Here is a 23,238-nt window from a genome sequence, read left to right on the forward strand (position 1 = left end):
CGTGAGCTGCACGTCCGATTTCCGCCAGCCGTCCCGGGGCCGGGAGGCCGACACTGGAGAGGTGATGGACGAAGAGAGCAGGTACGAGGCGGTGCGGAGCCGGGACGGCCGGTTCGACGGGGCCTTCTTCTTCGCCGTGCGGACCACCGGTATCTACTGCCGGCCCAGCTGCCCCGCGGTGACGCCGAAGCGGCCGAACGTGCGGTTCTTCCCGTCGGCCGCCGCCGCGCAGGGCGCCGGGTTCCGGGCCTGCCGGCGCTGCCGACCGGACGCCGTGCCGGGCTCCGCGGACTGGAACGTCCGGGCGGACGTCGTCGGCCGGGCCGTGCGGCTGATCGCCGACGGCGTCGTCGACCGCGAGGGCGTGGCCGGGCTGGCCGCCCGGCTCGGCTACAGCGCCCGGCAGGTGCAGCGGCAGCTCACCGCCGAACTCGGCGCGGGCCCGTTGGCGCTCGCCCGGGCCCAGCGGGCCCACACCGCCCGCATCCTCCTGCAGACGACCGACCTGCCCGTCACGGAGATCGCCTTCGCCTCCGGACACGCGAGCGTCCGGCAGTTCAACGACACGGTCCGGGAGATCTACGACTCCACCCCGACCGAGGTGCGCGCCGCCGCGCCCCGGGGCGGACACGACCGCCGGGCCGTCCACGGCACCGGCGTCCCGGTACGGCTCGCCCACCGCGGCCCGTACCGGTCGGACGCCGTCTTCGACCAGCTGGCGCGCGAGGCCGTGCCCGGTGTCGAGGAGGTGACCGGCGCCTCCGGCGCCCGCACCTACCGGCGTACCCTGCGCCTGCCGTACGGCACCGCTCTCGTGGCCGTCGACGAACGCGTGGGCGGGCCGAGGGCGGGCGCCGCCACACATCCCGGCGGCTGGCTGGACGCCCGGCTGCGGCTCACCGACCCCCGGGACCTGACCACGGCCGTCCAGCGGCTGCGCCGGCTGTTCGACCTCGACGCCGACCCCTACGCCGTCGACGAACGGCTCGCCGCGGACCCGCGGCTCGCCCCGCTCGTCGCCGCCCGGCCCGGGCTGCGCTGCCCGGGCGCCGTCGACCCGCTGGAGGTCGCCGCGCGCGCCCTGACGGGCACGGGTGACGGCCTGGACCGGCTCGTGCGGCGCTGCGGCAAGGCGCTCGACGCCCCGTCCGGGAGCCTCACCCATGTGTTCCCCGAGGCGCACGCCCTCGCCGGGGCCCTGCCCGGGGAGCCCTTGGGCGCGCTGGCCGCCGCCCTCGCCGACGGCGTCGTACGCCTGGATCCGGGGGCCGACCGGGACCGGACGCAGGAGCTGCTGCTCGCGCTGCCCGGCATGGAACCGGACGTCGTCGCCGTGCTCCGGGCACGCGCCCTCGGCGATCCGGACGTCGCCCCGCCCGGGGCCGGCGCCTCGGAGTCCTGGCGGCCTTGGCGGCCCTGGCGGTCGTACGCCGTCCAGCATCTGCGGGTGGCGGGGGAGACGGACGGACGAGGGAGGGGACGGACATGAGGAAGACTGTGACAATCATGAGCAAGAGGGACACGATGGATGCGATCGGCACGGTGGACGCGATGGACGCGATCGACGCGGTGCACGCGCAGGCGGTGACGGACGTGCGGGACCCGAGCGGTACGGCGGCGGCCGGAACCGTCCACTGGACGTACACGGAGGCTCCCGTGGGGCGGTTGCTGCTCACCGCCGACCCGGACGGCGCGCTGACCTCGCTGTCCGTGCCCGGCCAGAAGGGCGGCCGGAGCGTCCAGGACGGCTGGCGGCACGATCCCGTCCTCTTCCAGGAGGCCGTGCGGCAGCTCGACGCCTACTTCGCCGGTGAACTCAAGGAATTCCGGCTCCCGTTGCGCACGCACGGCACCGAGTTCCGGGAGCGGGTCTGGGAGGCGCTGGACGCGGTGCCGTACGGGGCGACGACCACCTACGGCGAGATCGCCCGCCGTATCGGCGCCTCCCGGGCGGCCGTACGCGCCGTCGGCGGGGCCATCGGCGCCAACCCCCTGCTGATCGTGCGCCCTTGCCACCGTGTCATCGGCGCCGACGGTTCGATGACCGGGTACGCGGGGGGACTCGAGCGGAAGGTGCGGCTGCTCACCCTGGAGGGAGCGCTCGGCTGAGCGAATAGGCTTGCGGGGAGCCGACCTTGAGCCAGAAGGTGAGTACGCGGTGATACGAGACCTCTACAACGTCCGGCTGCGGCCCGCGGACGACGAGCCCGCGCCGCTGACCGACGAGGAGGAACAGCGCTTCCGGGCGGTGCTGTTCAGCGAACTCGGCAACACGATCGCCGAGCAGGGCTGGGCCCGCTTCCCCGCGTACACCATCGAGGACCGCCGCCGGCTGGTCGAGACCGCCCACCGGCTCACCGAGTACTGGGGCATGCGGGTGACCGTCGAGGCCGAGGACCACTGCCGCCTCCTGCTCCGCCTCGCCGGACCCGAAGCGGCCCCGGAGGCGCTGCCGGGGCAGCCCTGAGCCCGACCCCCTGGCCGGGGCAGCCCTGAGCCCGAACCTTTGGCCGGGGTCGCCGCGTCCGATCCCCGAGTCCGATCCCCCGAGCCGGGCCGCCGAGCCAGCTGCGTGATTCCGGTTACCGGGCTCACGCACCGAGACCGCGTCCCGATACCTCCCTCCCACCTGGCCTCATGCCTCGCTGGGCCGTGCGGGTGGACCCGTGGGTGCCGTTCCGCTTCAGCGCGGTACCCGTGTGGCACGGTCACCTGCGACGGACGGACGGACGGGCCGGGCCACGGGAAGGGCGGACGCACCATGACGCACAGCGGCAGAGCCGCAGGCATCCTCGCGACACTCCTGCTCGCGGCGGTGCCGGGCACGGCGTCGGCGGCCCACGGAGCCGCACCGGCAGCGCCCGCGGCGGCACCGCCCCGGCACCCGGCGGCGGCGCCCGCCCCCGCCACTCCGCGCGCGTGGACCGGCAGCTGGGAGGCGGCACCCTCGGGCACCGCCGCCGCACTGCCCGGCGCCGCCGTCAGGAACGTCGTCCATCTGAGCACCGGAGGCAGCGTCCTGCGCCTCCGGCTCGGCAACCGGCTCGGCGGCACGCCCCTGCGCCTCGGCGCGGTCACGGTCGCCCTGCGGCAGGGCGCCGGCGCCGGAGCCGTACGCGGCACGATGCGCACCGTCACCTTCCACGGCGCGCGGACCGTCACCGCCGCACCCGGCCGCGACCTGGTGAGCGACCCCGTACGGCTCACCGTCCCGGCCGCCGCCGACCTGCTGGTCACGGTGTTCACCCCGGACGGCTCCGGACCCGTCACCTGCCACCGCACCGCCCTCCAGACCAGCTACGTGGCACCGGCCGGCGCGGGCCGGGCCGCCGACGTGGACGGCGGCGCGTACCGGAAGACCATCAGCAGCTGGTACCACGTCACCGGCGTCGACGTCCGGGGCACCGCGGCCGGCAGCGTGGTCGCCCTCGGCGACTCCCTCACCGACGGCGACGGCTCCACCTTCGGCGCCAACCACCGCTGGCCCGACCTCCTCGCCGAACGCCTCCGGCGCCACGGCCTCGGTGTCCTCAACGCGGGCATCTCCGGCAACCGCCTGCTGCGCGACGGCGGCGGACCGGGCGCCCTCGCCCGCCTGGACCCCGACGCGCTGGACCGGGCCGGGGTCCGGTACCTGGTCGTCCTGGAGGGCATCAACGACATCAAGGGCGCCCCGGACGCCCTCGACGCCCGCGCCTACGCGGACGCCTACCGCACCCTCGTGGCCCGCGCCCACGCCCGCGGCATCCGTGTCGTCGGTGTCACCCTGACCCCGTTCGGCGGCTACTCCGCCCACACCCCGGCCCGCGAGGCGGCGCGGCAGCGGGTCAACACCCTCATCCGCACCGGCCGTCTCTTCGACGCCGTCGCCGACGCCGACGCCGCCGTGCGCGACCCGGCCGACCCGCAGCGCATCCGGCCCGCCTACGACCCCGGCGACCACCTGCACTTCGACGACAGCGGCATGCGCGCGGTCGCCGACGCCGTCGGACGCGCCCTGCACCGCTGACGGCGTGCGGCGGGCCGCGGTGCGGATGCCATGCGGTGGGCCGCGGTGCGGATGCCATGCGATGGGCCGCGGTGCCGACGTCATGCGGTGGGCCGGAGCGCAGGCGTCATGCGGCGGCCCGCGGTGCGGACGGCAGGTGGACGGTACCTCTTCCGCCCCCCTCATCCCGGGCCCGGTCACCTCAGGTCCCGGTCATTCCAGGCCCGGTCGCTCCAGGCCCCGGACCGGAGCGTCGGCTCACCCCCAGATCACCGCCCCGAGCCACGCCCCCGCGATCAGCTGGCAGGCGAACAGTTCGGCGAGCACGCTCCAGCCGCCCGAACGCATCGCCGTGCGCAGGGCGGTCATCGCCTCGCCGTGGCCGCCGAGGCGCAGCCGCTCATGCAGGTAGATGCCGGCCATGAAGCCGGGCACCGCGCCCACCACGGGGAGCAGGAAGAAGCCGAGGAAGGAGCCCGCCCCCGCGTACACCGCGAGGAAGGGCGGGGTGGTGCCCTCACGCCGCCGGCGCGGCGGCAGGGCCCAGCGGACGACGAGGGACAGCAACAGGACGAGCGTGGCGCCCACCAGGACGGCCCAGGCCACCGGCCGGGGGTCCTGGAGCGCCCACCACAGCACCCCGGCCCACACCAGCCACGCCCCCGGCACCCCGGGCACCAGCACTCCGCACAGGCCGAGCAGGATCACCAGGCCGACCAGCAGGAGTTCCCACGCTCCCATCTGCCCAGAGTGCCGGAGACCGGAAGAACCCGCAGGTCAGACCGAGCCCGCTCGGGACACCCAGCCCCGTTCGTTGGCGTGCCAGCCCAGCTGCAGCCGGGTCGTCGCCCCGGTCAGCGCCATCAGCCGCTGCACCCTGCGCTGCACGGTCCGCAGGCCCACGCCGAGCTGCTTGGCCACGCTCGCGTCGGTGAGCCCCGCCAGCAGCAGCGACAGCACCTCCAGATCGGTGGCGTCCGGGCCGTCGGGCCGGTCCTCGGTCACCCCGGCCGCACCCAGCCTGAGCGGCAGCGCCTCGCGCCACACGGACTCGAACAGTCCGGCCAGCAGCTCCAGCAGCCCGCTCGCGTGGATGATCAGGGCCGCCGGTCCGGCCGCTCCCGACGTCAGCGGCACCATGGCGAGCGAACGGTCGGCGATCACCAGCTTCGTCGGCACCCGGTCCGCCACCCGCACGTGCTCGTCCCGGCCGAGCGCCGCCGTCAGACCGGACAGCCCGTCCGGGAGGTCCAGCACCGTGCGCTCGACCACCACCCGGTAGCCGACCCCGCGTCCGGCCGCCTGCTCCTCCGCCCCGTTCTCCGCCCCGGAGACGACCAGCGCGCGGGCGGTGACCAGGGCGCAGACCTCGTCGGTGGCGCCCAGCTGGAGCTGGAGGAAGCGCTGCGCGACCGCCGAGGCGCCGGTCACCACCTCCACCAGGTCGTGCACCCCGGGTTCGGCCGCCGCCCGGAACTCCTGCGCGAGCAGCGCCGCCGCGAGCTCCGCCTGTTCCAGCTCGTGGCGCTGCCGGGTGAGCAGCGCCCCGAGCGCCACCCCGGGCGGCGCGGCGACCCAGCGGCCCGGCCGCGCCGGGGACTGGGCCGCCAGCCCCTGCCGCTCCAGCCTGCGCAGCGCCCGCTCGGTGTCCTGCTCGGCCAGTGACAGGCTCCGCGCGAGATCCGCCACCTCGGCCGCGCCCACGGACACCAGCGCCCGGTACGCCGACTCGTGCGTCCCGTCCAGTCCTATCGCAGCCAGCATCGGCCCGTGTTCCTCCCCTGAGCGCGGTCGGCGGAACGCCGGCTCCGGCGGCAGGCGGTCCGGGCGGCGCGCGTGGCGGGAACCGGCCACGGCGTGAACCCGCCGCCGGACATCATCGCCGTACCGGTGGTCACTCTGCCAAGGTGGCAGCACCGCAGGACGCGCGGCCGTGCGCACGGCGCTCCGCGGTGGCGCCGGAGACCATCGTGATCCGGCCTTTTCCGGCAGGCCCCCGCGACGGGCCGGCCGTGCAGGACGGTGACCCGGCCCCGGGCGTGCGCGACGCGCGCGAAGGGGAATCCGGGACCGGGTCACTCGGGTCGTCGCCGGGCGGTTCTCCCGTGGGGGGTGGCGCCGCCCGGCGACGACGCACCGGTCCGGACCTGTCCTCGTACGGGCGTTCGTCCTGTCCCCCGATTCGTTGTTCGAGGGCCGTCGGCGTACCGGATTTTCCCGATGCACCGTTTTCACGCGGCCCGTGCCGTGGACAATCAAGGACATGAGCCAGCAGGGGGGAAAGCCCGCCCGTCACGAGGACGACTGGTGGGAAGAGCTGTACGACGACGCGACCGAGGACACCGGTCCCACGGCCGCGCGCGATTCCCTGGACGACCGCTTCGCCTCGGCGGAGAAGGCGGTGACGGGACGCCCGCGGGGAACCGGAACACCGGCCGTGACGCCCTTACAGCGGGAGCCGGAACGGGGTCCCGAGCGGCGTCCCGAGCGGGAATCCCCGCAGGGACCGGCACGCGACCCGCGGCCCGACCCGCCGCAGGTCCCCCACGAGGACCCTCCCCGACCCCCGCACCTCCCCACCCAGCGCACCACCCCACCCCCCACCACCGGACCGCCGACCACCGCCCCACCACCCCCCGGACCGCCACCGGTCGCTCCCGGGCCGCCGGGCCCCGCGGTCGCGCCGCCGCCCGCCGCTCCCACGGCACCGGGTGCCGCCGCACCGCCCTCCGGGCCGCCGCCGGTTGTTTCCGGGCCACCGGATCCCGCTGCCGCGTCGCCATCTCCCCCGTCGGCCGCCGCGCCGCCCGCCGCTCCTGGGCCGCCTCCGGTCTTCCCCGGGGCCCCGCATCCTGGTGCCGGGTCGCCCTCCGCTGCCGCGTCGCCGGATGCCGTGGCCGACCCGTCCCAGCCGCCGCCCGGAGCCGGCGTGCCGCCGGACGCCACGTCCGGCGCTGCCCGGCAGCAGGTGCCGTGGGGCCCTCCGGGGGGTGCCTCCCCGGCCGCTTCACCGGTTCCGCCCGCCGTCCCGCCGCCACCCGCTCCCGCGGTTCCTCCACAGCCTTCCGCCGCCCCCGAGTCCTTCGGCGGCTACGCTCCCGCCGCGGGCAGGCCCTGGGGGCCGGCAGAGCCCGTCCCGGGCCGGGTTCCCGGGGACGGCGCCCCAGCCGTCGTACCGGACGAGCCCGGCGGGACCGCCGGTCGCCGGGCGTCAGGCGCCCCCGAACCCGCCCCGCCTTCCGGGCACATCCCGCCCCCGCCCTCCTCCGCACCCCCCGCCTTCTCCGGGCCTCCACGCTCCTCAGAGCCTCCACGCTCCTCCGAGGCGCCCGTCGCCTCCGGGGCCGCCGGTTCCTCCGAGCCCGAGGCTGAAGGCATCTCCGAGGCCGACGGCTCCGCCGGGTCGGACGACCGTTTCGAGGCGCCGCCCGCGCCCCCCTCCTCGCTCGACTACGTCGGATCCGGGCCGCCCACCTACGATCCCGAGCCGTCCGCGCTTCCGGCCGCCGATCCGGACGAGCTGGGGGAACTCGTGGCCGACACCGTGCTGGACGGGGCCCGGTACGGGGCCTGCGCGCTGCGGTCCGTGTCCCTGCGCGGGGACTCCGCGCGGTACCGGGGCGAGGCGCGCCGGGACGCGCTGCTCACCGCCCGGTTCGGCACCGGCGAGGACGCGCTGGTGCTGGTCGCGATGGCGACCGGCGCGCGCGGCACCCCGAGCGCGGGCCGGGCCGCCGCAGAGGCGTGCCGGCTGATCGGACAGGCCGTGGGCCGCAGCCACCAGCGGCTCGCGGAGGACATCCGTTCGGCCCGGCGCGGTGAGCTGAAGTCGGGACTCCAGCGGCTCACCGACCGCACGCTCGGCAGGCTGCGGGCGGGTGCCGCCGCCCGGGACCTGGATCCGGAGGAGTACGCGGCGACCCTGCGCTGCCTGCTGCTGCCCGCCGACCCCGCCTGCCGCACCCGCGTGTTCTTCGGCGTCGGGGAGGGCGGCCTGTTCCGGCTGCGGGACGGGGAGTGGCAGGACATCGAGCCGGAGGTGACACCGGCCGCCACCACGGGCGGACCCGTCGTCGGCTTCGGCTCGCCGCCCGCCGAGACGCCCGAGGGGGACCGGCTCACCATGGACTTCGGCATCCCGACGCCGCCGAGCCCGTACGAACTCGCTCCCGAGCCGCCCCGCGACCCCTTCCGGTTCCGCGCCTCGGTAGCCCGCCCGGGTGACGTGCTCGTCATGTGCACCGACGGGCTCGCCGCCCCGCTGCGCGGCGAGCCCGCCCTCTGCGCCTACCTCGCCCGCCGCTGGTCCCGCGGCACCCCGCCCGGCCTCGCCGAGTTCCTCGCGGACGCCCGGGTACGGGTCAAGGGCTACGCGGACGACCGTACGGCGGCGGCCGTCTGGGAGGTGTGAGGAGGCGCGGCGGCCGCCCCTGTGACTTGATGGGACGGAAGGGGGGACTTCTTCCGGGTCGACGAACGGGCAGGACGGCAGCCATGGCCAAGCAGAACGTCGCCGAGCAGTTCATCGACATCCTCGTCCGGGCCGGCGTCCGGCGGATGTACGGCGTCGTCGGGGACAGCCTGAACCCGGTCGTCGACGCCATCCGCCGCAACCCCGCCATCGACTGGGTCCATGTGCGCCACGAGGAGACCGCCGCGTTCGCGGCCGGCGCGGAGGCCCAGATCACCGGCAGACTGGCCGCCTGCGCCGGCTCCTGCGGCCCGGGGAACCTGCACCTCATCAACGGTCTGTACGACGCCCACCGCTCCATGGCCCCGGTGCTCGCGCTCGCCTCGCACATCCCGTCCGGCGAGATCGGGCTCAGCTACTTCCAGGAGACCCATCCCGACCGGCTGTTCCAGGAGTGCAGCCACTACAGCGAGATGATCTCCAACCCGAAGCAGATGCCCCGGGTGCTGCAGACCGCCATCCAGCACGCCATCGGACAGAGCGGGGTCAGCGTGGTCACGCTCCCCGGTGACGTGGCCGCCGAGCCCGCCCCCGACAAGACCTTCGAGAGCGCGCTGGTCACCTCCCGGCCCACGATCCGCCCCGGCGACGCCGAACTCGACCGGCTCGTCGAGCTGATCGACAAGGCGACCACGGTCACCCTGTTCTGCGGCAGCGGCACGGCCGGCGCGCACGCCGAGGTGATGGAGTTCGCCGGACGGATCAAGTCCCCCGTGGGGCACGCCCTGCGCGGCAAGGAGTGGATCCAGTACGACAACCCGTACGACGTCGGCATGAGCGGACTGCTCGGCTACGGCGCCGCCTACGAGGCCACCCACGAGTGCGACCTGCTGATCCTGCTCGGCACCGACTTCCCGTACAACGCCTTCCTGCCGGACGACGTGATGACCGCGCAGATCGACGTGCGCCCCGAAGTCCTCGGCCGCCGCTGCCGGCTGAACCTCGCGGTGTGGGGCGACGTGCGCGAGACGCTGCGCTGTCTGATCCCCCGGGTGAAGGAGAAGACCGACCGGCGCTTCCTCGACCGGATGCTGAGGAAGCACGCCGACGCGCTGGAGGGCGTGGTCCGGGCCTACACCCGCAAGGTGGAGAAGCACGTCCCGATCCACCCCGAGTACGTGGCCTCCGTCCTCGACGAGGTCGCCGACGAGGACGCCGTGTTCACCGTGGACACCGGGATGTGCAACGTCTGGGCGGCCCGGTACATCTCGCCCAACGGGCGCCGCAGGATCATCGGTTCGTTCACGCACGGCTCGATGGCCAACGCGCTCCCCATGGCCATCGGCGCCCAGTCCACCGACCGGGACCGCCAGGTGATCTCCATGTCCGGCGACGGCGGATTCACCATGCTGATGGGCGACTTCCTGACCCTCGTGCAGCGCGATCTGCCGGTCAAGGTCGTCCTGTTCAACAACTCCTCCCTGGGCATGGTCGAGTTGGAGATGCTGGTCGCCGGACTGCCCGCGTACGGCACCACGGACGTCAACCCCGACTTCGCCGCCGTCGCCCGCGCCTGCGGTGTCTTCGGGGTGCGGGTGGAGAAGCCCAAGCACCTGGCCGGCGCTCTCAGGGACGCCTTCCGCCACAAGGGGCCGGCCCTGGTGGACGTCGTCACCGACCCCAACGCGCTGTCCATCCCGCCGAAGATCAAGGCCGAGATGGTCACCGGGTTCGCGCTGTCCGCCTCGAAGATGGTGCTGGACGGCGGCGTCGGCCGCATGCTCCAGATGGCCCGTTCCAACCTGCGGAACGTACCGAGGCCCTGAAGCCGCCCCGAGCCCCTCCGCCCCCTCCGAGGGCGGCTGTTTCCGGCCAGTTTCACACCGCGTGACGGGCCGTCGGCAGCGCGTGCCGGACCGCCGTGCCCTGCGGCGATGGGGCACCCGTGGCGTCACAGGGCGGTCTGGGCGGTCCCGGGGCGGGACCGGACGTGGCCCGGGGGCCCTGCCGGGGTGGCCGAACAGGCGGGCGTCGGCGGAGGCCCATGACTGGCCCCAGGCCCACTGGGAATGGATCCCGTGAACGTGTTCGACCATGAGGGGCAGGTCCAAAAGCGTGTGGGCGGGGGTCATGACGAGGCAGGCGCGAGGGGGCGGTCCCGGCACCATCGGGGACTCCTCGGCAACGGCGGAGGAAGAGACCGGGACCACCGGAACCATCGGAGAACGGGCGCGCAGGTTCAGCCGCACCCTGGGCCGGGCGGACCTCCGGGCCGTCTCCGAGGCGCGCAGGGAACTGCGGGAACTGCTGCGGCACTGGGGGATGCCCGGCCGCTCGGAGACAGCCGAACTGCTCACCAGCGAACTCGTCACGAACGCGCTCGTTCACACCGACCGCGAAGCCGTCCTGACGGCCGTCCTCTCGCCGGGCGGACTGCGCGTGGAGGTACGGGACTTCGTCGCCCGAAGACCGCGCCTGTGCGCCCCGGACGCGGGTGACGGCACGCACGGCCGCGGCCTGGTCCTCGTCCAGTCCCTCGCGGACGCCTGGGGCGTACGGCCGCACGGAGTGGGCAAGTCGGTGTGGTTCGAACTCGGCACCGAGGCCGCGTGAGCGAGACCGCGCGGCCCTGACACCGGGCAGGAGAAGGGGGCGTGACCCGTGCGGTCACGCCCCCTCCCCGTCGCCGGACCGGAGTCCGACGACAGGTCTAGCCGAACTGCTGCTCCAGGTCCTTCAGCTTGCGCTCCAGCGAGTCGAGGCGCGGCAGGGCCATGGTGTCGTCCTCCGCGGTGAGGTCGACGGTGACGGACTCAGTGCCCTGGGGGACCGACTGGAGGGAGGGCCGTGAGCGTACGGGCAACTGTTCCGCCGCAGGTATGACGGGCTCCGCGGTCGCCGGCGCCGGGCCGCGCTCCACCGCCTGCACCTCCACCTGCCGGCCGGCGCGCCCGACGAAGCCGCGGTGGCCCCGGCTGATCGCCTTCAACTGGGCGCGGTCCAGGCGCTGCTGGTCGCGCCGGCGCTGGCGCTGCTCCTCCTTCTCCCGCTTGTCCTCGCGGACCTCGTCGACCGCCTCGTCCAGGCTGCGCACGTTCTCCAGCAGCATGAGCGACCAGGCCCGGTAGGTCTCGCGGGGGGCCCGCATCCAGCGCACCATCCGGATCTGCGGCAGCGGACGGGGCACCAGACCCTGCTCGCGCAGAGCGGCCCGGCGGGTCTGCTTCAGCGCCCGGTCGAACAGGACGGCCGCCGACAGGGACATGCCGGAGAAGAACTGCGGCGCGCCGTCGTGCCCCGAACCCCGGGGCGCGTGCACCCAGTTGAACCAGGCGGCCGCGGCGGCGAACAGCCACACGAGTATGCGGGAGCCGAGGGCCGCGTCACCGTGGCTCGCCTCGCGCACCGCGAGGACGGAACAGAACATGGCCGCGCCGTCCAGGCCGAACGGCACCAGGTACTGCCAGCCGTCGTCCAGCCCGAGGTTCTGCTCGCCGAAGCCGACCAGGCCGTGGAAGGACAGGGCGGCCGCCACCGCCGCGCAGCAGAACAGGAGCACGTAGGACGCCGTGCCGTAGACGGCCTCCTTGCGCCTGCGGCGCTCCTCGCTGCGCTCCCAGGAGTCGTCCGTGTTCTCCCCGGAGGAGCGCTTGCCGCGCGCGAGTACCGCAACCGCCGCCAGCATGCCCAGGAGCAGCACGGCGCCCGGAAGCAGCCAGGTCAGCGATATGTCGGTCAATCTCATCAGGGGTCCCTTGCCTTGGGATAGGGCGTAACGCCCGTCATAGTGGCCCACCCCGGACGGCCCACAGGGGGTTTCGGGGCAAGAGGACGCCAAGGAGGTGCAAGGGGGTACTCAGGGTGCCGATCTGCTCGAACGGCCGCGTGAATCACGTGAGTTGAGTTCGAATAAGACCACCCGCACGGATGGTGCGGACGGCTCCGGGGGAGTTTCCGCGCCGCGGGAGGGCCGTGGCCGTCCGTCAGGCGGCGACAGCGGTCGTCAGCCGGGCGATCCGCTCGGAGTCGCAGGTGCGCGGGCAGGTGGCGCAGGTGTCCTCGGGGCGCACGGTGTAGAACATGCAGCAGCTGGCCCGGTCCCGGGTGGGCATCGGCTCGCCGTCCGGGCCGGTGAGCGCGCGGAACGCGGCCGAGCCGACGTACGGCCGGGTCGCCCCGGGCAGCAGCATCTCCAGCTCCCGTACGGCCCGCTGCTCCTCCGCCGCTCCGAGCTGTCCGGCGATGTACCAGAGCCCTTCGACGATGTCGTCCGTCACCATGCCCCACAGGGCCCGCCCGCGCCGCCGGGTCCGCGGCCCGAAGGCGGCGAGCAACGGCTCCAGGTGTTCGGCGACCGCAGCCCGCACCTCGGCGCGCAGCGCCTCCTCGTCCGGCACCACGACGGCGCCGGGCAGGGCGGCCGCCGGGTCGCCGGGCAGGCAGGCGAAGGAGGCGGGGCGGACGGCCATGCGGCCGGCGGCGCGGTCGTACGCGACGTGCGCCGCGGGCAGCCGGGGCACCCGGCGGTGCAGGAACCAGGGGAGGGTGATGAGCAGGCAGGCCGGCCAGGCGTAGCGGTGCAGGCCGAAGCTCGCGACGACGTCCGGGCGGGCGCGGTGGCCGTAGTCCCGCAGCACCTGCGCCTCGTCCCAGGCGAGGAAGGCGTCGAGGTGGGTGCCGCCCTCCGCGAGTCCCGCGCCGGTGACCCAGGCGCCGCCCTCGGGCAGCGCGGCCTCGTCCGCCGGGTCCAGGACCGTCACGGCCAGGCCGGGGTAGGCCTCGGTGAGACGGGCGTACGCGGCGGTGAGCGACGGGGCCGCTGCGGGCATGACGGGGTCACCGGTCCTTGATCGCGGGCTGGGATGCAAAGGTAAGCCTAACCTTAGCCTTTCTTCGGGGAATTTGAACTGCCGCGTTGTGCGCCTAAGGTGCTTGACGGACAAGTGACAACTCGTCGCCCGCTGAGACCGACCGCCGAGCAGCCGGAGGAGGATCCCGTGCCGCAGGGCCCCTACGACTTCGCCAGGACACGGGCCGCAGTCGCCCGGGTGCCGGCGCAGGCGCGCGCCGCCGGCGCCGCGGAGGCCGGCCCGGACGCCGACGCCGCTGTGCGCGGCCGGGGCCCCGGGGCGCCCGGGGTGCGCGGCGAGCACACGCACAGCGAGCCGCCGATGCCCGGCGTGAAGGCCGTCGTACAGCGGTCCTCGGTGCGCGGACAGATACTCGACGCGCTGCGCACGGCTCTGGTGGCGGGCGAGCTGGTGCCCGGCGAGGTGTACTCCGCGCCGGTCCTCGGCGAACGCTTCGGGGTGTCGGCGACGCCGGTGCGCGAGGCGATGCAGCAGCTCGCGCTCGAAGGGGCCGTCGAGGTCGTGCCCAACCGCGGCTTCCGGGTCGTCGAGCGCGGCACCCGTGAGCTGGCTGAGCTGGCGGAGGTGCGGGCGCTGATCGAGGTGCCGGTGATGCTGCGGCTGGCGCGGAGTGTGCCGGCGGAGCGGTGGGCCGCGCTGCTGCCGCTCGCGGAGGAGACGGTGCGGGCGGCTTCCACGGGGTGTGCGGCGGGGTACGCGGAGTCCGACCGGGCCTTCCACCGGGCGGTGCTGGCGCTGTCCGGCAACGAGCAGCTCGTGCGGATCGCGGAGGATCTCCATCGGCGGTCGCAGTGGCCGCTCGTGAGTGGGCCTGTGCTGCGGGGGCGGGCGAATCTTGTCGCTGACGCGGCGGAACACACGGCTCTGCTCGAAGCGTTGATCGCGCGTGACCTTGACGTGGTCTGCTCTCTCGTCACCGAACACTTCACCGGCGCCACCTGACCAACCCCCGCGCAGTTCCCCGCGCCCCTTGGGGTGCCGTGGGGCCGGTTTTCGGGTGCGGGTTCCCGGTGGCTGATCGCGCAGTTCCCCGCGCCCCTGGAGGGTGGGGGCTGGGGATCGTTGTCGGGTGGTGGCCCGGCGGTCCCTTCCCGCGCAGTTCCCCGCGCCCCTGGGGCGGGCCGGTGTCCACTTCCGTCTGCAGGACCTTCCGACGCCCCCGCGCACCCCCAGGGGCGCGAGGAACTGCGCGGGAAGGGTCCACCGCACCCGCACCTGACCACGACCTCAGCCCCCACCCCCCCCCAGGGGCGCGGGGAACTGCGCGAACGGCCACGGCGGACCCGCACCCGAGAACCGGCCCCAGGCCACCCCCTCAGGGGCGCGGGGAACTGCGCGGGAAGGGTCCACCGCACCCGCACCTGACCACGACCTCAGCCCCCCACCCCCCCCAGGGGCGCGAGGAACTGCGCGAACGGCCATGAGGGACCCGCACCCGATAACCGGCCTCAGGTGCCCCCCCCAGGGGGACGCAGACGCGAGGTCGGGGGAGTCAGGCTGTGGCCGCTCCCGGCGCCGGCGGGGCCAGCTGGCGGGCGAGCCAGGTCGGGACCCCGCCGAGGAGCCGGAACAGCCGACGCGCCTCCTCACGGAGACGGGAAGCCTCGGGCTCGGACTCCGCGTCCGCCAAGGAGACCAGCGCCGGCGCCGTCCCCACCAGATACCCCAGCTCCTCCCGGATCCGCAGCGACTCCGCGAACCCGTGCCGCGCCTCGGCCAGTTCCCCGTCCCGCAGCGCCAGCCCCGCGAGATGACGCCAGGTGAAGGACAGCAGCAGCGGATCCGGATGCGCGGTCGCACCGGCGTGCGCACGCCGGTACGCCGCACGCGCCGCCTGCGGAGACCGCGCGAGGTTCTCCGCGAGCAGCCCCCGCCGGAAGTCCAGCAGCGCCCGCCCCGCAGTCCCCGGAGGGATCAGCGCCGCCGCCCGCCCCAGCGCCGCCCGCGCCTCGTCCGCCCGGTCCCGCACCCCGTGCAGCGTGGCCGCGTACGCCAGCTGGCCCCGCTCGCACGCGGCGGCCCCCCGCTCCTCGTCGGAGTGCGCCGCCGCCTCGGCCGTCCGCAGCGCGTCCTCCGCCTCCGCCCAGCCCCGCTCGGTGTACAGGCACCGTTCGGACATGAGCGCGGCCCGTTGCAGCGTGGCCGCCGGGGTGTCGGCCGGCAGCAGCGCCGCCGCGTCGGCCCAGCAGGCCCGCGAGCGCAGCCGCCACACCGCGGTCTGGAGAGGATCGTCACCGGGGGTCGTTCCGTTACCAGACATGGCGGAATGCGCCACGTTGCCCTCCCCGAGCACGCCGTCGAGCTGTTGAGTGGTGGCGGCATTCCAGCACCAATGCCCGTCCCCGGCCAAGGGGGTGGGTGAAAGAATTCACAAAGTGGCCGGGTGGGGGCGTACCCCGACCGGAACGCCCCGCACCCCGCTGACCTCAGCTCATGCGCAGTGCCAGGAAGAAATCGAGCTTGTCCTCCAGCCTCGACAGGTCCCGTCCCGTCAACTGCTCGATACGCCCCACCCGGTAGCGCAGCGTGTTGACGTGCAGGTGGAGACGGGTGGCGCAGCGGGTCCAGGAGCCGTCGCACTCCAGGAACGCCTCCAGCGTCGGGATCAGCTCGGCGCGGTGGCGGCGGTCGTACTCCTTGAGCGGGTCCAGCAGGCGGGCCGTGAAGGCGCGGCGGACGTCGTCCGGGACGAACGGGAGCAGCAGGACGTGCGAGGCCAGTTCCTGGTGCCCCGCGGCGCAGACCCGGCCCGGGCGGGCCGCGGCGACCCGGCGGGCGTGCCGGGCCTCCTCCAGCGCGCCGCGCAGCCCCTCGGCCGAGTGCACGGCCGCGCTGACGCCGAGGGTGAGCCGCCCGTCGCCGGTCAGGCCCGCCGACAGCGGCTCCCGTACGGCCCGCAGCAGCGCGTCGGCCGCCAGCCCGGCCTCCGAGCCGTCGTGCTCGGTGGAGACCGCCGGCAGCGGCACCAGGGCGACGGCCTCGTCACCGGTGTGGGCGACGGCGACGCGGTCCGAGGGCTCGGGGCCGGTGGCCGCCGGGTCGACCAGGATCTCCTCCAGCAGCGCCTGGGCGACCGGGCCGCCCTCGCCCTCCATGCCGTCCCACTCGACGCGGGCCACGACCACCTGCCAGTGCGGGGCCGCCCCGAGCCCGGGCAGCAGCACCGGCGCGGCCACCCGCAGCCGGGCGGCGATCTCGGCGGGCGCGGCGCCCGTCTGCACCAGCTCCAGCACCTCCTGGGCGAGCCGGCGCCGTACCGTGCGCGCCGCGTCCCGGCGGTCGCGTTCGACGGCGATCAGCTGGGTGACGCCCTGGAGCAGGTCCATGCGCTCCTCGGGCCAGTCCCCGGCGTCCGCCTCGACGGCCAGCAGCCAGTCCGACAGGACCGTCTCGCGCGCGTCCCGCTCGCCCCGCGGGGAGCGGCCGGAGGAGCGGACCGGGAAGAGGGAGTACACCGTGCCGTCCAGCACGGTGCGGTGCGGTGCGGGCCGGCCCTCGCGGGTGGCCGCGAGGTGCTCCGCGGCGAGCCGCGCGCAGCTCTCGGGCGGCAGCTCCGGGCCCGCGCTCTTGGAGCCGGCGATCAGCCGGCCGGCCGGCGAGAGCACCCAGGCGCGCAGGTCCAGGTCGGAGCCGAGCAGGTCCAGGACCACGTCCGGGCCGCCGCCCGCCGGGCCCGCCGTCATCATCCGCCGGTGCCGGTCCACCACCGCGGCCAGGTCCCCGGCGCGCTCGCCGGACACCTGCCGTACGACGTGCTCGGTGATCGTCGCGAACGCCACCGACTCGTCCACCGCGAACAGGGGCAGCCGCTGCCGGGCGCAGGCCAGCACCAGGTCGTCCGGCACGCCGCTGAGCTCGGCCTCGCCGGCCGCCAGCGCGGCCACCCCGGCCTGCACCAGGATCCGTACGAAAGCCTCGGAGTCGCCGGCGTCCCGGCGCCAGGCCAGGCCCGTGAGCACCAGCTCGCCGCCGGAGAGATAGCGGCTCGGGTCGCGCAGGTCGGTGGTCATGACACCGCGGACCGCGCGGTCCAGCTCCTCCTCGCCGCCGAGCAGCCGCAGGCCCAGCGCGTCGGTGTCCAGCAGTGCGCGCAGCCGCATCTCGTCGCCGCCGTTCTTCGTCTAGAAATCTGTGGGGGATCGTGCCGGACCGCGGGGAGCGGTCCGGCGCCGGGGCGCGCGGGCGGTGCCCGATTCGTCCGGCCGTTGCTCCGTACTTCCAGCGGAAACGTTTCCTGAGGAAAGCGGAGAGGTTACGGATGGTCTCCGTTCATACGAATCTACAAGATGACGGCTGTGGCCAGCCAACTCCTTCATGGTTTCGGTGACTGACCCTCCCGGAGTACGCGGCGGTGTACTGAGGGCGCGCCGCGTGAACAGGTCATGGACGAGCCCGGCCCGCCGGACGGGGACCGGCTCGGTCCGGACGACCGACAAGACGGAAGAAGAGAGCCGGCCATGGACTTCCTTCGCCCCGCCAGCTGGGAGGAGGCGCTCGCCGCGAAGGCCGAGCACCCCGACGCCGTGCCGATCGCGGGCGGCACCGACGTGATGGTCGAGATCAACTTCGACCACCGCAGGCCCGCGTACCTGCTCGACCTCGGCCGCGTCGCGGACCTCCACGCGTGGGAGACCGGCGCGGACACCGTGCGGCTCGGCGCCTCCGTGCCGTACACCAGGATCATGGAGAACCTCGCCGCCGAGCTGCCGGGCCTCGCGCTCGCCTCGCACACGGTCGCCTCCCCGCAGATCCGCAACCGCGGCGGTGTCGGCGGCAACCTCGGCACCGCCTCGCCCGCCGGTGACGCCCACCCGGCCCTGCTCGCCGCGGGCGCGGAGGTCGAGGCCGAGTCCGCGGCCCGCGGCACCCGCATGATCCCGATCGACGCGTTCTACACCGGCGTCAAGCGCAACGCGCTCCGGCCGGACGAACTGATCCGCGCCGTGCACATCAGGAAGGCCGACGGCCCCCAGCAGTTCTCCAAGGTCGGCACCCGCAACGCCATGGTCATCGCCGTGTGCGCCTTCGGCATCGCCCTGCACCCGCGGACCCGCACGGTGCGCACCGGCATCGGCTCGGCCGCGCCCACCCCGGTACGGGCCCGGGCCGCCGAGGAGTTCCTGAACGCGGCCCTGGAGGAGGGCAGCCACTGGGACGGCGGCCGGGCCCTGCCCCCGTCGGTCCTCAAGCAGTTCGCCGACCTCTGCTCCGCCGCCTGCAGCCCCATCGACGACGTACGGGGCACCGCGGAGTACCGCCGCCGCGCGGTCGGTGTCATGGCCCGCCGCACGCTCACCTGGACCTGGGAGGCCTACCGCGAGGGCCGCCGCTCCGCATTCCCGAAGGGAGGCGCCGCATGATGCGCGTCAATCTCGTCGTCAACGGAAGCCACCAGCAGGCCGACGACGTCTGGGAGGGCGAGTCGCTGCTGTACGTCCTGCGCGAGCGCCTCGGCCTGCCCGGCTCCAAGAACGCCTGCGAACAGGGCGAGTGCGGCTCCTGCACCGTCCGCCTGGACGGCGTGCCGGTGTGCGCCTGCCTGGTCGCGGCCGGCCAGGCCGAGGGCCGCGAGGTCGTCACGGTCGAGGGCCTCGCCGCGTACGCCAGGCAGCGGTCCGGCGCCGCGGACGGGCCCGGCACCTCCCCCGAGGACGCCGTGCCGGCCGCCGCCGCACCGGACGGACTCGCGCCGATCCAGCGGGCGTTCATCGATGCCGGTGCCGTCCAGTGCGGTTTCTGCACCCCGGGGCTGCTCGTCGCCGCCGACGAGATGCTGGAGCGCACCCCCGACCCGAGCGACGCCGACATCCGCGAGGCGCTGTCGGGCAACCTGTGCCGCTGCACGGGCTATGAGAAGATCATGGACGCGGTCCGCCTCGCGGCCGCCCGGCAGTCCGAGGGGGCCTGACATGCCGTACGGCGACCACCCCGCCGGGCCGTCCGCCCCCGACCGCGCGCCCGCCGGCGCTCCCACGAAGATCACCCAGGGCTCCCACGCCAAGGGCGGCATCGGCGAGTCCACGCTCCGCCCCGACGGATTCCTCAAGGTCACCGGCGAGTTCGCGTACGCGTCCGACATGTGGCACGAGGACATGCTGTGGGGCCAGATCCTGCGCTCCACCGTCGCGCACGCCGAGATCGTGTCGATCGACACGGCCGAGGCCCTCGCCCTGCCCGGCGTCCACGCCGTCCTCACCTACGACGACCTGCCCACCGAGGTGCGCACCTACGGCCTGGAGGTCCAGGACACCCCGGTGCTCGCCCACGGCAAGGTCCGCCACCACGGCGAGCCCGTCGCGATCATCGCCGCCGACCACCCCGAGACGGCCCGCCGGGCCGCCGCGAAGATCAGGGTCGAGTACCGGGAGCTGCCCGTCGTCACCGACGAGGCCTCCGCGACCGCACCGGACGCCGTCCTCGTCCACGAGGGCCGCACCGACCACCACAGCGCCCACGTCCCGCACCCGAACATCCTCCACCGCCAGCCCGTCGTCCGCGGCGACGCGGCGGCGGCCGCCCTGCGGGCCGACGTGATCGTGCGGGGCGAGTACACCTTCGGCATGCAGGACCAGGCCTTCCTCGGCCCCGAGTCCGGACTCGCGGTGCCCGAGGAGGACGGCGGCGTCCACCTGTACATCGCCACCCAGTGGCTGCACGCCGACCTCCGGCAGATGGCCCCCGTCCTCGGCCTGCCCGAGGACAAGGTCCGCATGACCCTCTCGGGCGTCGGCGGTGCCTTCGGCGGCCGCGAGGACCTGTCGATGCAGATCCACGCCTGCCTGCTCGCCCTGCGGACCGGCAGGCCGGTGAAGATCGTCTACAACCGCTTCGAGTCCTTCTTCGGCCATGTGCACCGCCACCCGGCCAGGCTCACCTACGAGCACGGCGCCACCAAGGACGGCCGGCTCACCCACGTCAAGGCCCGGATCGTCCTCGACGGCGGCGCCTACGCCTCCTCCTCCCCGGCCGTGGTGGGCAACGCCGCCTCGCTCGGCGTGGGCCCCTACGTCGTCGACGACGTCGACATCGAGGCCCTCGCGCTCTACACCAACAACCCGCCCTGCGGCGCCATGCGCGGCTTCGGCGCGGTCCAGGCGTGCTTCGCCTACGAGGCCCAGATGGACAAGCTGGCCCGTGAACTCGGCATGGACCCGGTGGAGTTCCGCCGGCTCAACGCCATGGAGCAGGGCAGCCTGATGCCGACCGGGCAGCGGGTCGACTCCCCGGCCCCGGTCGCCGAACTCCTGCGCCGCGTCAAGGCGATGCCCCTGCCGCCCGAACGCCAGTGGGAGTCCAGCGAGGGCGCCGACGTGCGCCAGCTGCCCGGCGGCCTGTCCAACACCACGCACGGCGAAGGCGTCGTACGGGGCATCGGCTACGCCGTCGGCATCAAGAACGTCGGCTTCTCCGAGGGCTTCGACGACTACTCCACCGCCCGGGTCCGCATGGAGGTGCTGGGCGGCGAACCCGTCGCCACCGTGCACACCGCGATGGCGGAGGTGGGCCAGGGCGGCGTCACCGTCCACGCCCAGATCGCGCGCACCGAGCTCGGCGTCGCCCAGGTGACCATCCACCCCGCCGACACCCGGGTGGGCAGCGCCGGTTCGACCTCCGCGTCCCGGCAGACCTACGTCACCGGCGGCGCCGTGCGCAACGCCTGCGAGCGGGTCCGCGAGCGGGTCCTGGAGCTGGGCCGGCGCCGCTTCGGCAGCCATCACCCCGCCTGGGCCACCGCCGAACTCCTGCTGGAGGAGGGCAAGGTGGTCACCGAGGCCGGTGAGGTGCTCGCCGCGCTGGCGGACGTCCTCGGCGACGAGGCCGTCGAGGTCGAGGAGGAATGGCGGCACCGGCCCACCCAGCCCTTCGACCGGCACACCGGCCAGGGCGACGGACACGTCCAGTACTCGTTCGCCGCGCACCGCGCCGTCGTCGAGGTGGACACCGAACTCGGCCTGGTCAAGGTGATCGAGCTCGCCTGCGCCCAGGACGTCGGCAAGGCCCTCAACCCGCTCTCCGTCACCGGACAGATCCAGGGCGGCACGACCCAGGGCCTGGGCATCGCCGTCATGGAGGAGATCGTCGTCGACCCGAGGACGGCGAAGGTGCGCAACCCGTCCTTCACGGACTACCTCATCCCCACCATCCTCGACACGCCGACCATCCCGGTGGACGTCCTCGAACTCGCCGACCACCATGCCCCCTACGGGCTGCGCGGCGTCGGAGAGGCACCCACCCTGTCGTCCACACCGGCCGTCCTCGCGGCGATCCGGGACGCGACCGGGCTGGAGCTCGCCCGTACGCCGGTACGGCCCGAACACCTCACCGGACCATGACTTTCCGGGGCCCTCGCCGGCGAACCGCCAAGGGGTGTCCGCCCGATCGTCGCGGACCCGCGGAGACCGGGGAGACATCCCCCAGGGGCGTCCCCGCCGCACGCGTCCGGCGTGGGACGGATCCGCCCCGGCCGGCCCCCGCCGCCGCGCGACCCCGTGAGGAGGACGGCAGATGCTGGACATCGCCGAGGAACTGAGCCGGTGGGCCGAACAGGGGCGCGACTTCGCCGTCGCGACCGTGGTGGCCGTCACCGGGAGCGCCCCGCGCGGGCCCGGTGCCGCGCTCGCCGTGGACGCGGACGGGGCCGCCGTCGGCTCGGTCTCCGGGGGGTGCGTGGAAGGCGCGGTGTACGAGCTGTGCCGGCAGGCGCTCGCCGACGGCGCGACCGTGCGGGCACGCTTCGGGTACGAGGACGCGGACGCCTTCGCGGTCGGTCTGACCTGCGGCGGTGTCATCGACGTCCTTGTCGCGCCGGTCCGCGCGGACGACCGTGCCCGGCCGGTGCTCACCGCCGCGCTGTCCGCGGCCGCGAGCGGGGAGGCGGCCGCCCTCGCCCGGATCGTGGCCGGTCCTGAGCACATGCTGGGGCGGGCCCTGCTCGTGCGCCCCGGCGACGGCGGTGACGACGGCGACGGCGGTGACGACGGCCACGCCGAGGGCGGCGACGGCGAGGGCAGCGACGGCGGCGACAGCGGCCCGGACCGCCCGTACGGCAGCCCCGGTGGCCCGGGCGACGCGTCCCGGCCCTCTTCCCTCCACGGGCCCCAGGGCGCCCCGTACGGGCCCCGGAGCACCCCTTACGGGTCCTCAGGCTCCCCCTACGGGCCTCGCGGCTCCTCCCACGTACCCCAGGGCCGCCCCGGGCCCCGCGGCTCCGTGGGCTCCTCCCGCCGCTACGACGGCGGCTTCGGGGGTCACCCCGAGCTGGACCGGACGGTCGCCGCCGAGGCCCGTGCCTTCCTCGACGCGGGCCGCACCGGCACCCTGGAGATCGGCGAACAGGGCTCGCGCTGCGGCGCCCCGCTCACCGTCCTGGTCGAGTCGTCCGTACCCGCCCCACGGATGATCGTGTTCGGCGCGGTCGACTTCGCCGCGGCCCTGGTCCGGGTGGGCAAGTTCCTCGGCCACCACGTCACCGTCTGCGACGCCCGTCCCGTCTTCGCCACCCGGGCGCGCTTCCCCGAGGCCGACGAGATCGTCGTGGACTGGCCGCACCGGTACCTGGAGCGCACCGCGACGGACGGCCGCACCGTCCTGTGCGTCCTCACCCACGACGCCAAGTTCGACGTGCCGCTGCTGCGGCTGGCCCTGCGCCTGCCGGTCGCCTACGTCGGCGCGATGGGCTCCCGCAGCACCCACCTCGACCGCTGCGCCCGCCTGCGCGAAGCCGGTGTCACCGAACGGGAGCTGGCCCGTCTGCGTTCCCCGATCGGCCTCGACCTCGGGGCCCGGACCCCGGAGGAGACGGCGCTGTCCATCGCGGCGGAGATCGTCGCCGACCGGCGCGGCGGCAGCGGTGTCCCGCTCACCGGGGCGCACATCCCGATCCACCCGGACACCGCCGTACGGCCGGCGGGGCGCATGGGGTCGGTGGCCTGAGGCCCCCACGGGCTCGGCGGACGCCCCGGCCCGGA

18 protein-coding genes and 1 pseudogene are annotated in these 23,238 nt (G+C 75.0%); 13 read left to right on the top strand and 6 right to left on the bottom strand.

Annotated elements, in window-relative coordinates:
• The first annotated feature begins 64 nt into the window (after window positions 1–64).
• From ACIPRD_RS17160 to ACIPRD_RS17175, 4 genes are all read left to right on the top strand, one after another.
• Entirely contained in the window at window positions 65–1,489 is a 1,425-nt protein-coding gene (locus ACIPRD_RS17160; protein WP_401563833.1) for an AlkA N-terminal domain-containing protein, read from the top strand.
• Window positions 1,490–1,506: 17 nt separating this feature from the next.
• Window positions 1,507–2,109: a methylated-DNA--[protein]-cysteine S-methyltransferase gene (locus ACIPRD_RS17165; RefSeq protein ID WP_401563836.1), complete on the top strand. Its 603-nt coding sequence runs from the start codon at window positions 1,507–1,509 to the stop codon at window positions 2,107–2,109.
• A gap of 49 nt (window positions 2,110–2,158) precedes the next feature.
• Window positions 2,159–2,467 (top strand): hypothetical protein, encoded by a 309-nt coding sequence (locus tag ACIPRD_RS17170; protein WP_401563838.1) that lies wholly within the window; start codon window positions 2,159–2,161, stop codon window positions 2,465–2,467.
• A 294-nt stretch (window positions 2,468–2,761) separates the two neighbouring features.
• Complete coding sequence (locus tag ACIPRD_RS17175) at window positions 2,762–4,009, top strand: GDSL-type esterase/lipase family protein (protein ID WP_401563839.1); 1,248 nt, start codon at window positions 2,762–2,764, stop codon at window positions 4,007–4,009.
• Between the two features lie 237 nt (window positions 4,010–4,246).
• Here the strand turns inward: ACIPRD_RS17175 and ACIPRD_RS17180 are convergent, their stop codons facing one another.
• On the bottom strand, window positions 4,247–4,729 hold the full coding sequence (locus tag ACIPRD_RS17180) for a DUF456 domain-containing protein (protein WP_356399665.1): 483 nt from the start codon (window positions 4,727–4,729) through the stop codon (window positions 4,247–4,249).
• A gap of 36 nt (window positions 4,730–4,765) precedes the next feature.
• Window positions 4,766–5,752, bottom strand: a complete 987-nt coding sequence (locus tag ACIPRD_RS17185) for a helix-turn-helix domain-containing protein (RefSeq protein ID WP_401563842.1) — start codon at window positions 5,750–5,752, stop codon at window positions 4,766–4,768.
• Between the two features lie 1,768 nt (window positions 5,753–7,520).
• Between ACIPRD_RS17185 and ACIPRD_RS17190 the strand changes: the two genes are divergently transcribed.
• The 3 genes from ACIPRD_RS17190 to ACIPRD_RS17200 all read left to right on the top strand — a co-directional run bounded on the left by ACIPRD_RS17190 (window position 7,521) and on the right by ACIPRD_RS17200 (window position 11,012).
• On the top strand, window positions 7,521–8,399 hold the full coding sequence (locus ACIPRD_RS17190) for a protein phosphatase 2C domain-containing protein (RefSeq protein ID WP_401563845.1): 879 nt from the start codon (window positions 7,521–7,523) through the stop codon (window positions 8,397–8,399).
• Between the two features lie 83 nt (window positions 8,400–8,482).
• On the top strand, window positions 8,483–10,225 hold the full coding sequence (locus tag ACIPRD_RS17195; RefSeq protein WP_401563848.1) for a pyruvate dehydrogenase: 1,743 nt from the start codon (window positions 8,483–8,485) through the stop codon (window positions 10,223–10,225).
• A gap of 304 nt (window positions 10,226–10,529) precedes the next feature.
• Entirely contained in the window at window positions 10,530–11,012 is a 483-nt protein-coding gene (locus ACIPRD_RS17200; RefSeq protein ID WP_356399657.1) for an ATP-binding protein, read from the top strand.
• A gap of 97 nt (window positions 11,013–11,109) precedes the next feature.
• On the opposite strand, the gene ACIPRD_RS17205 is transcribed toward ACIPRD_RS17200, so the two are convergent.
• Complete coding sequence (locus ACIPRD_RS17205; RefSeq protein WP_356399655.1) at window positions 11,110–12,144, bottom strand: DUF2637 domain-containing protein; 1,035 nt, start codon at window positions 12,142–12,144, stop codon at window positions 11,110–11,112.
• Between the two features lie 238 nt (window positions 12,145–12,382).
• Complete coding sequence (locus ACIPRD_RS17210) at window positions 12,383–13,228, bottom strand: (2Fe-2S)-binding protein (RefSeq protein WP_356399653.1); 846 nt, start codon at window positions 13,226–13,228, stop codon at window positions 12,383–12,385.
• Between the two features lie 168 nt (window positions 13,229–13,396).
• On the opposite strand from ACIPRD_RS17210, the gene ACIPRD_RS17215 reads away from it, so the two are divergent.
• The gene (locus ACIPRD_RS17215; protein ID WP_401564189.1) at window positions 13,397–14,212 is read left to right on the top strand and encodes a GntR family transcriptional regulator; all 816 of its coding nucleotides are present in this window, start codon (window positions 13,397–13,399) and stop codon (window positions 14,210–14,212) included.
• A 550-nt stretch (window positions 14,213–14,762) separates the two neighbouring features.
• Here ACIPRD_RS17215 and ACIPRD_RS17220 read toward each other — a convergent pair.
• Both ACIPRD_RS17220 and ACIPRD_RS17225 read right to left on the bottom strand, forming a co-directional pair.
• Window positions 14,763–15,530, bottom strand: a complete 768-nt coding sequence (locus tag ACIPRD_RS17220; protein WP_356399649.1) for a hypothetical protein — start codon at window positions 15,528–15,530, stop codon at window positions 14,763–14,765.
• Window positions 15,531–15,696: 166 nt separating this feature from the next.
• Window positions 15,697–17,370, bottom strand: a complete 1,674-nt coding sequence (locus ACIPRD_RS17225) for a PucR family transcriptional regulator ligand-binding domain-containing protein (RefSeq protein WP_356399647.1) — start codon at window positions 17,368–17,370, stop codon at window positions 15,697–15,699.
• A 357-nt stretch (window positions 17,371–17,727) separates the two neighbouring features.
• Here ACIPRD_RS17225 and ACIPRD_RS17230 point away from each other — a divergent pair, with 357 nt between their 5' ends.
• The 5 genes and pseudogenes from ACIPRD_RS17230 (at window position 17,728) to ACIPRD_RS17250 (ending at window position 23,203) form a co-directional block, all read left to right on the top strand.
• A complete protein-coding gene (locus tag ACIPRD_RS17230; protein ID WP_401563851.1) occupies window positions 17,728–18,630 on the top strand; it encodes an FAD binding domain-containing protein in 903 nt (300 codons plus the stop codon).
• Complete coding sequence (locus ACIPRD_RS17235) at window positions 18,630–19,178, top strand: (2Fe-2S)-binding protein (protein WP_401564190.1); 549 nt, start codon at window positions 18,630–18,632, stop codon at window positions 19,176–19,178. Before ACIPRD_RS17230 ends, ACIPRD_RS17235 begins: the two co-directional genes overlap by 1 nt.
• A 1-nt stretch (window position 19,179) precedes the next feature.
• Window positions 19,180–21,603 carry a molybdopterin cofactor-binding domain-containing protein gene (locus tag ACIPRD_RS17240; protein WP_356399643.1) on the top strand — a complete coding sequence of 808 codons (2,424 nt, stop codon included), beginning with the start codon at window positions 19,180–19,182 and terminating at the stop codon, window positions 21,601–21,603.
• 172 nt (window positions 21,604–21,775) lie between these two features.
• A pseudogene (locus tag ACIPRD_RS17245) lies at window positions 21,776–21,994 on the top strand (XdhC family protein); the annotation flags it as partial.
• A complete protein-coding gene (locus ACIPRD_RS17250; protein ID WP_401564191.1) occupies window positions 21,992–23,203 on the top strand; it encodes an XdhC family protein in 1,212 nt (403 codons plus the stop codon). The pseudogene ACIPRD_RS17245 and the gene ACIPRD_RS17250, both read left to right, overlap by 3 nt.
• Window positions 23,204–23,238: the final 35 nt, after the last annotated feature.

It is taken from the genome of Streptomyces sp. NPDC090108 (assembly GCF_044747185.1).
Classification (GTDB): domain Bacteria; phylum Actinomycetota; class Actinomycetes; order Streptomycetales; family Streptomycetaceae; genus Streptomyces.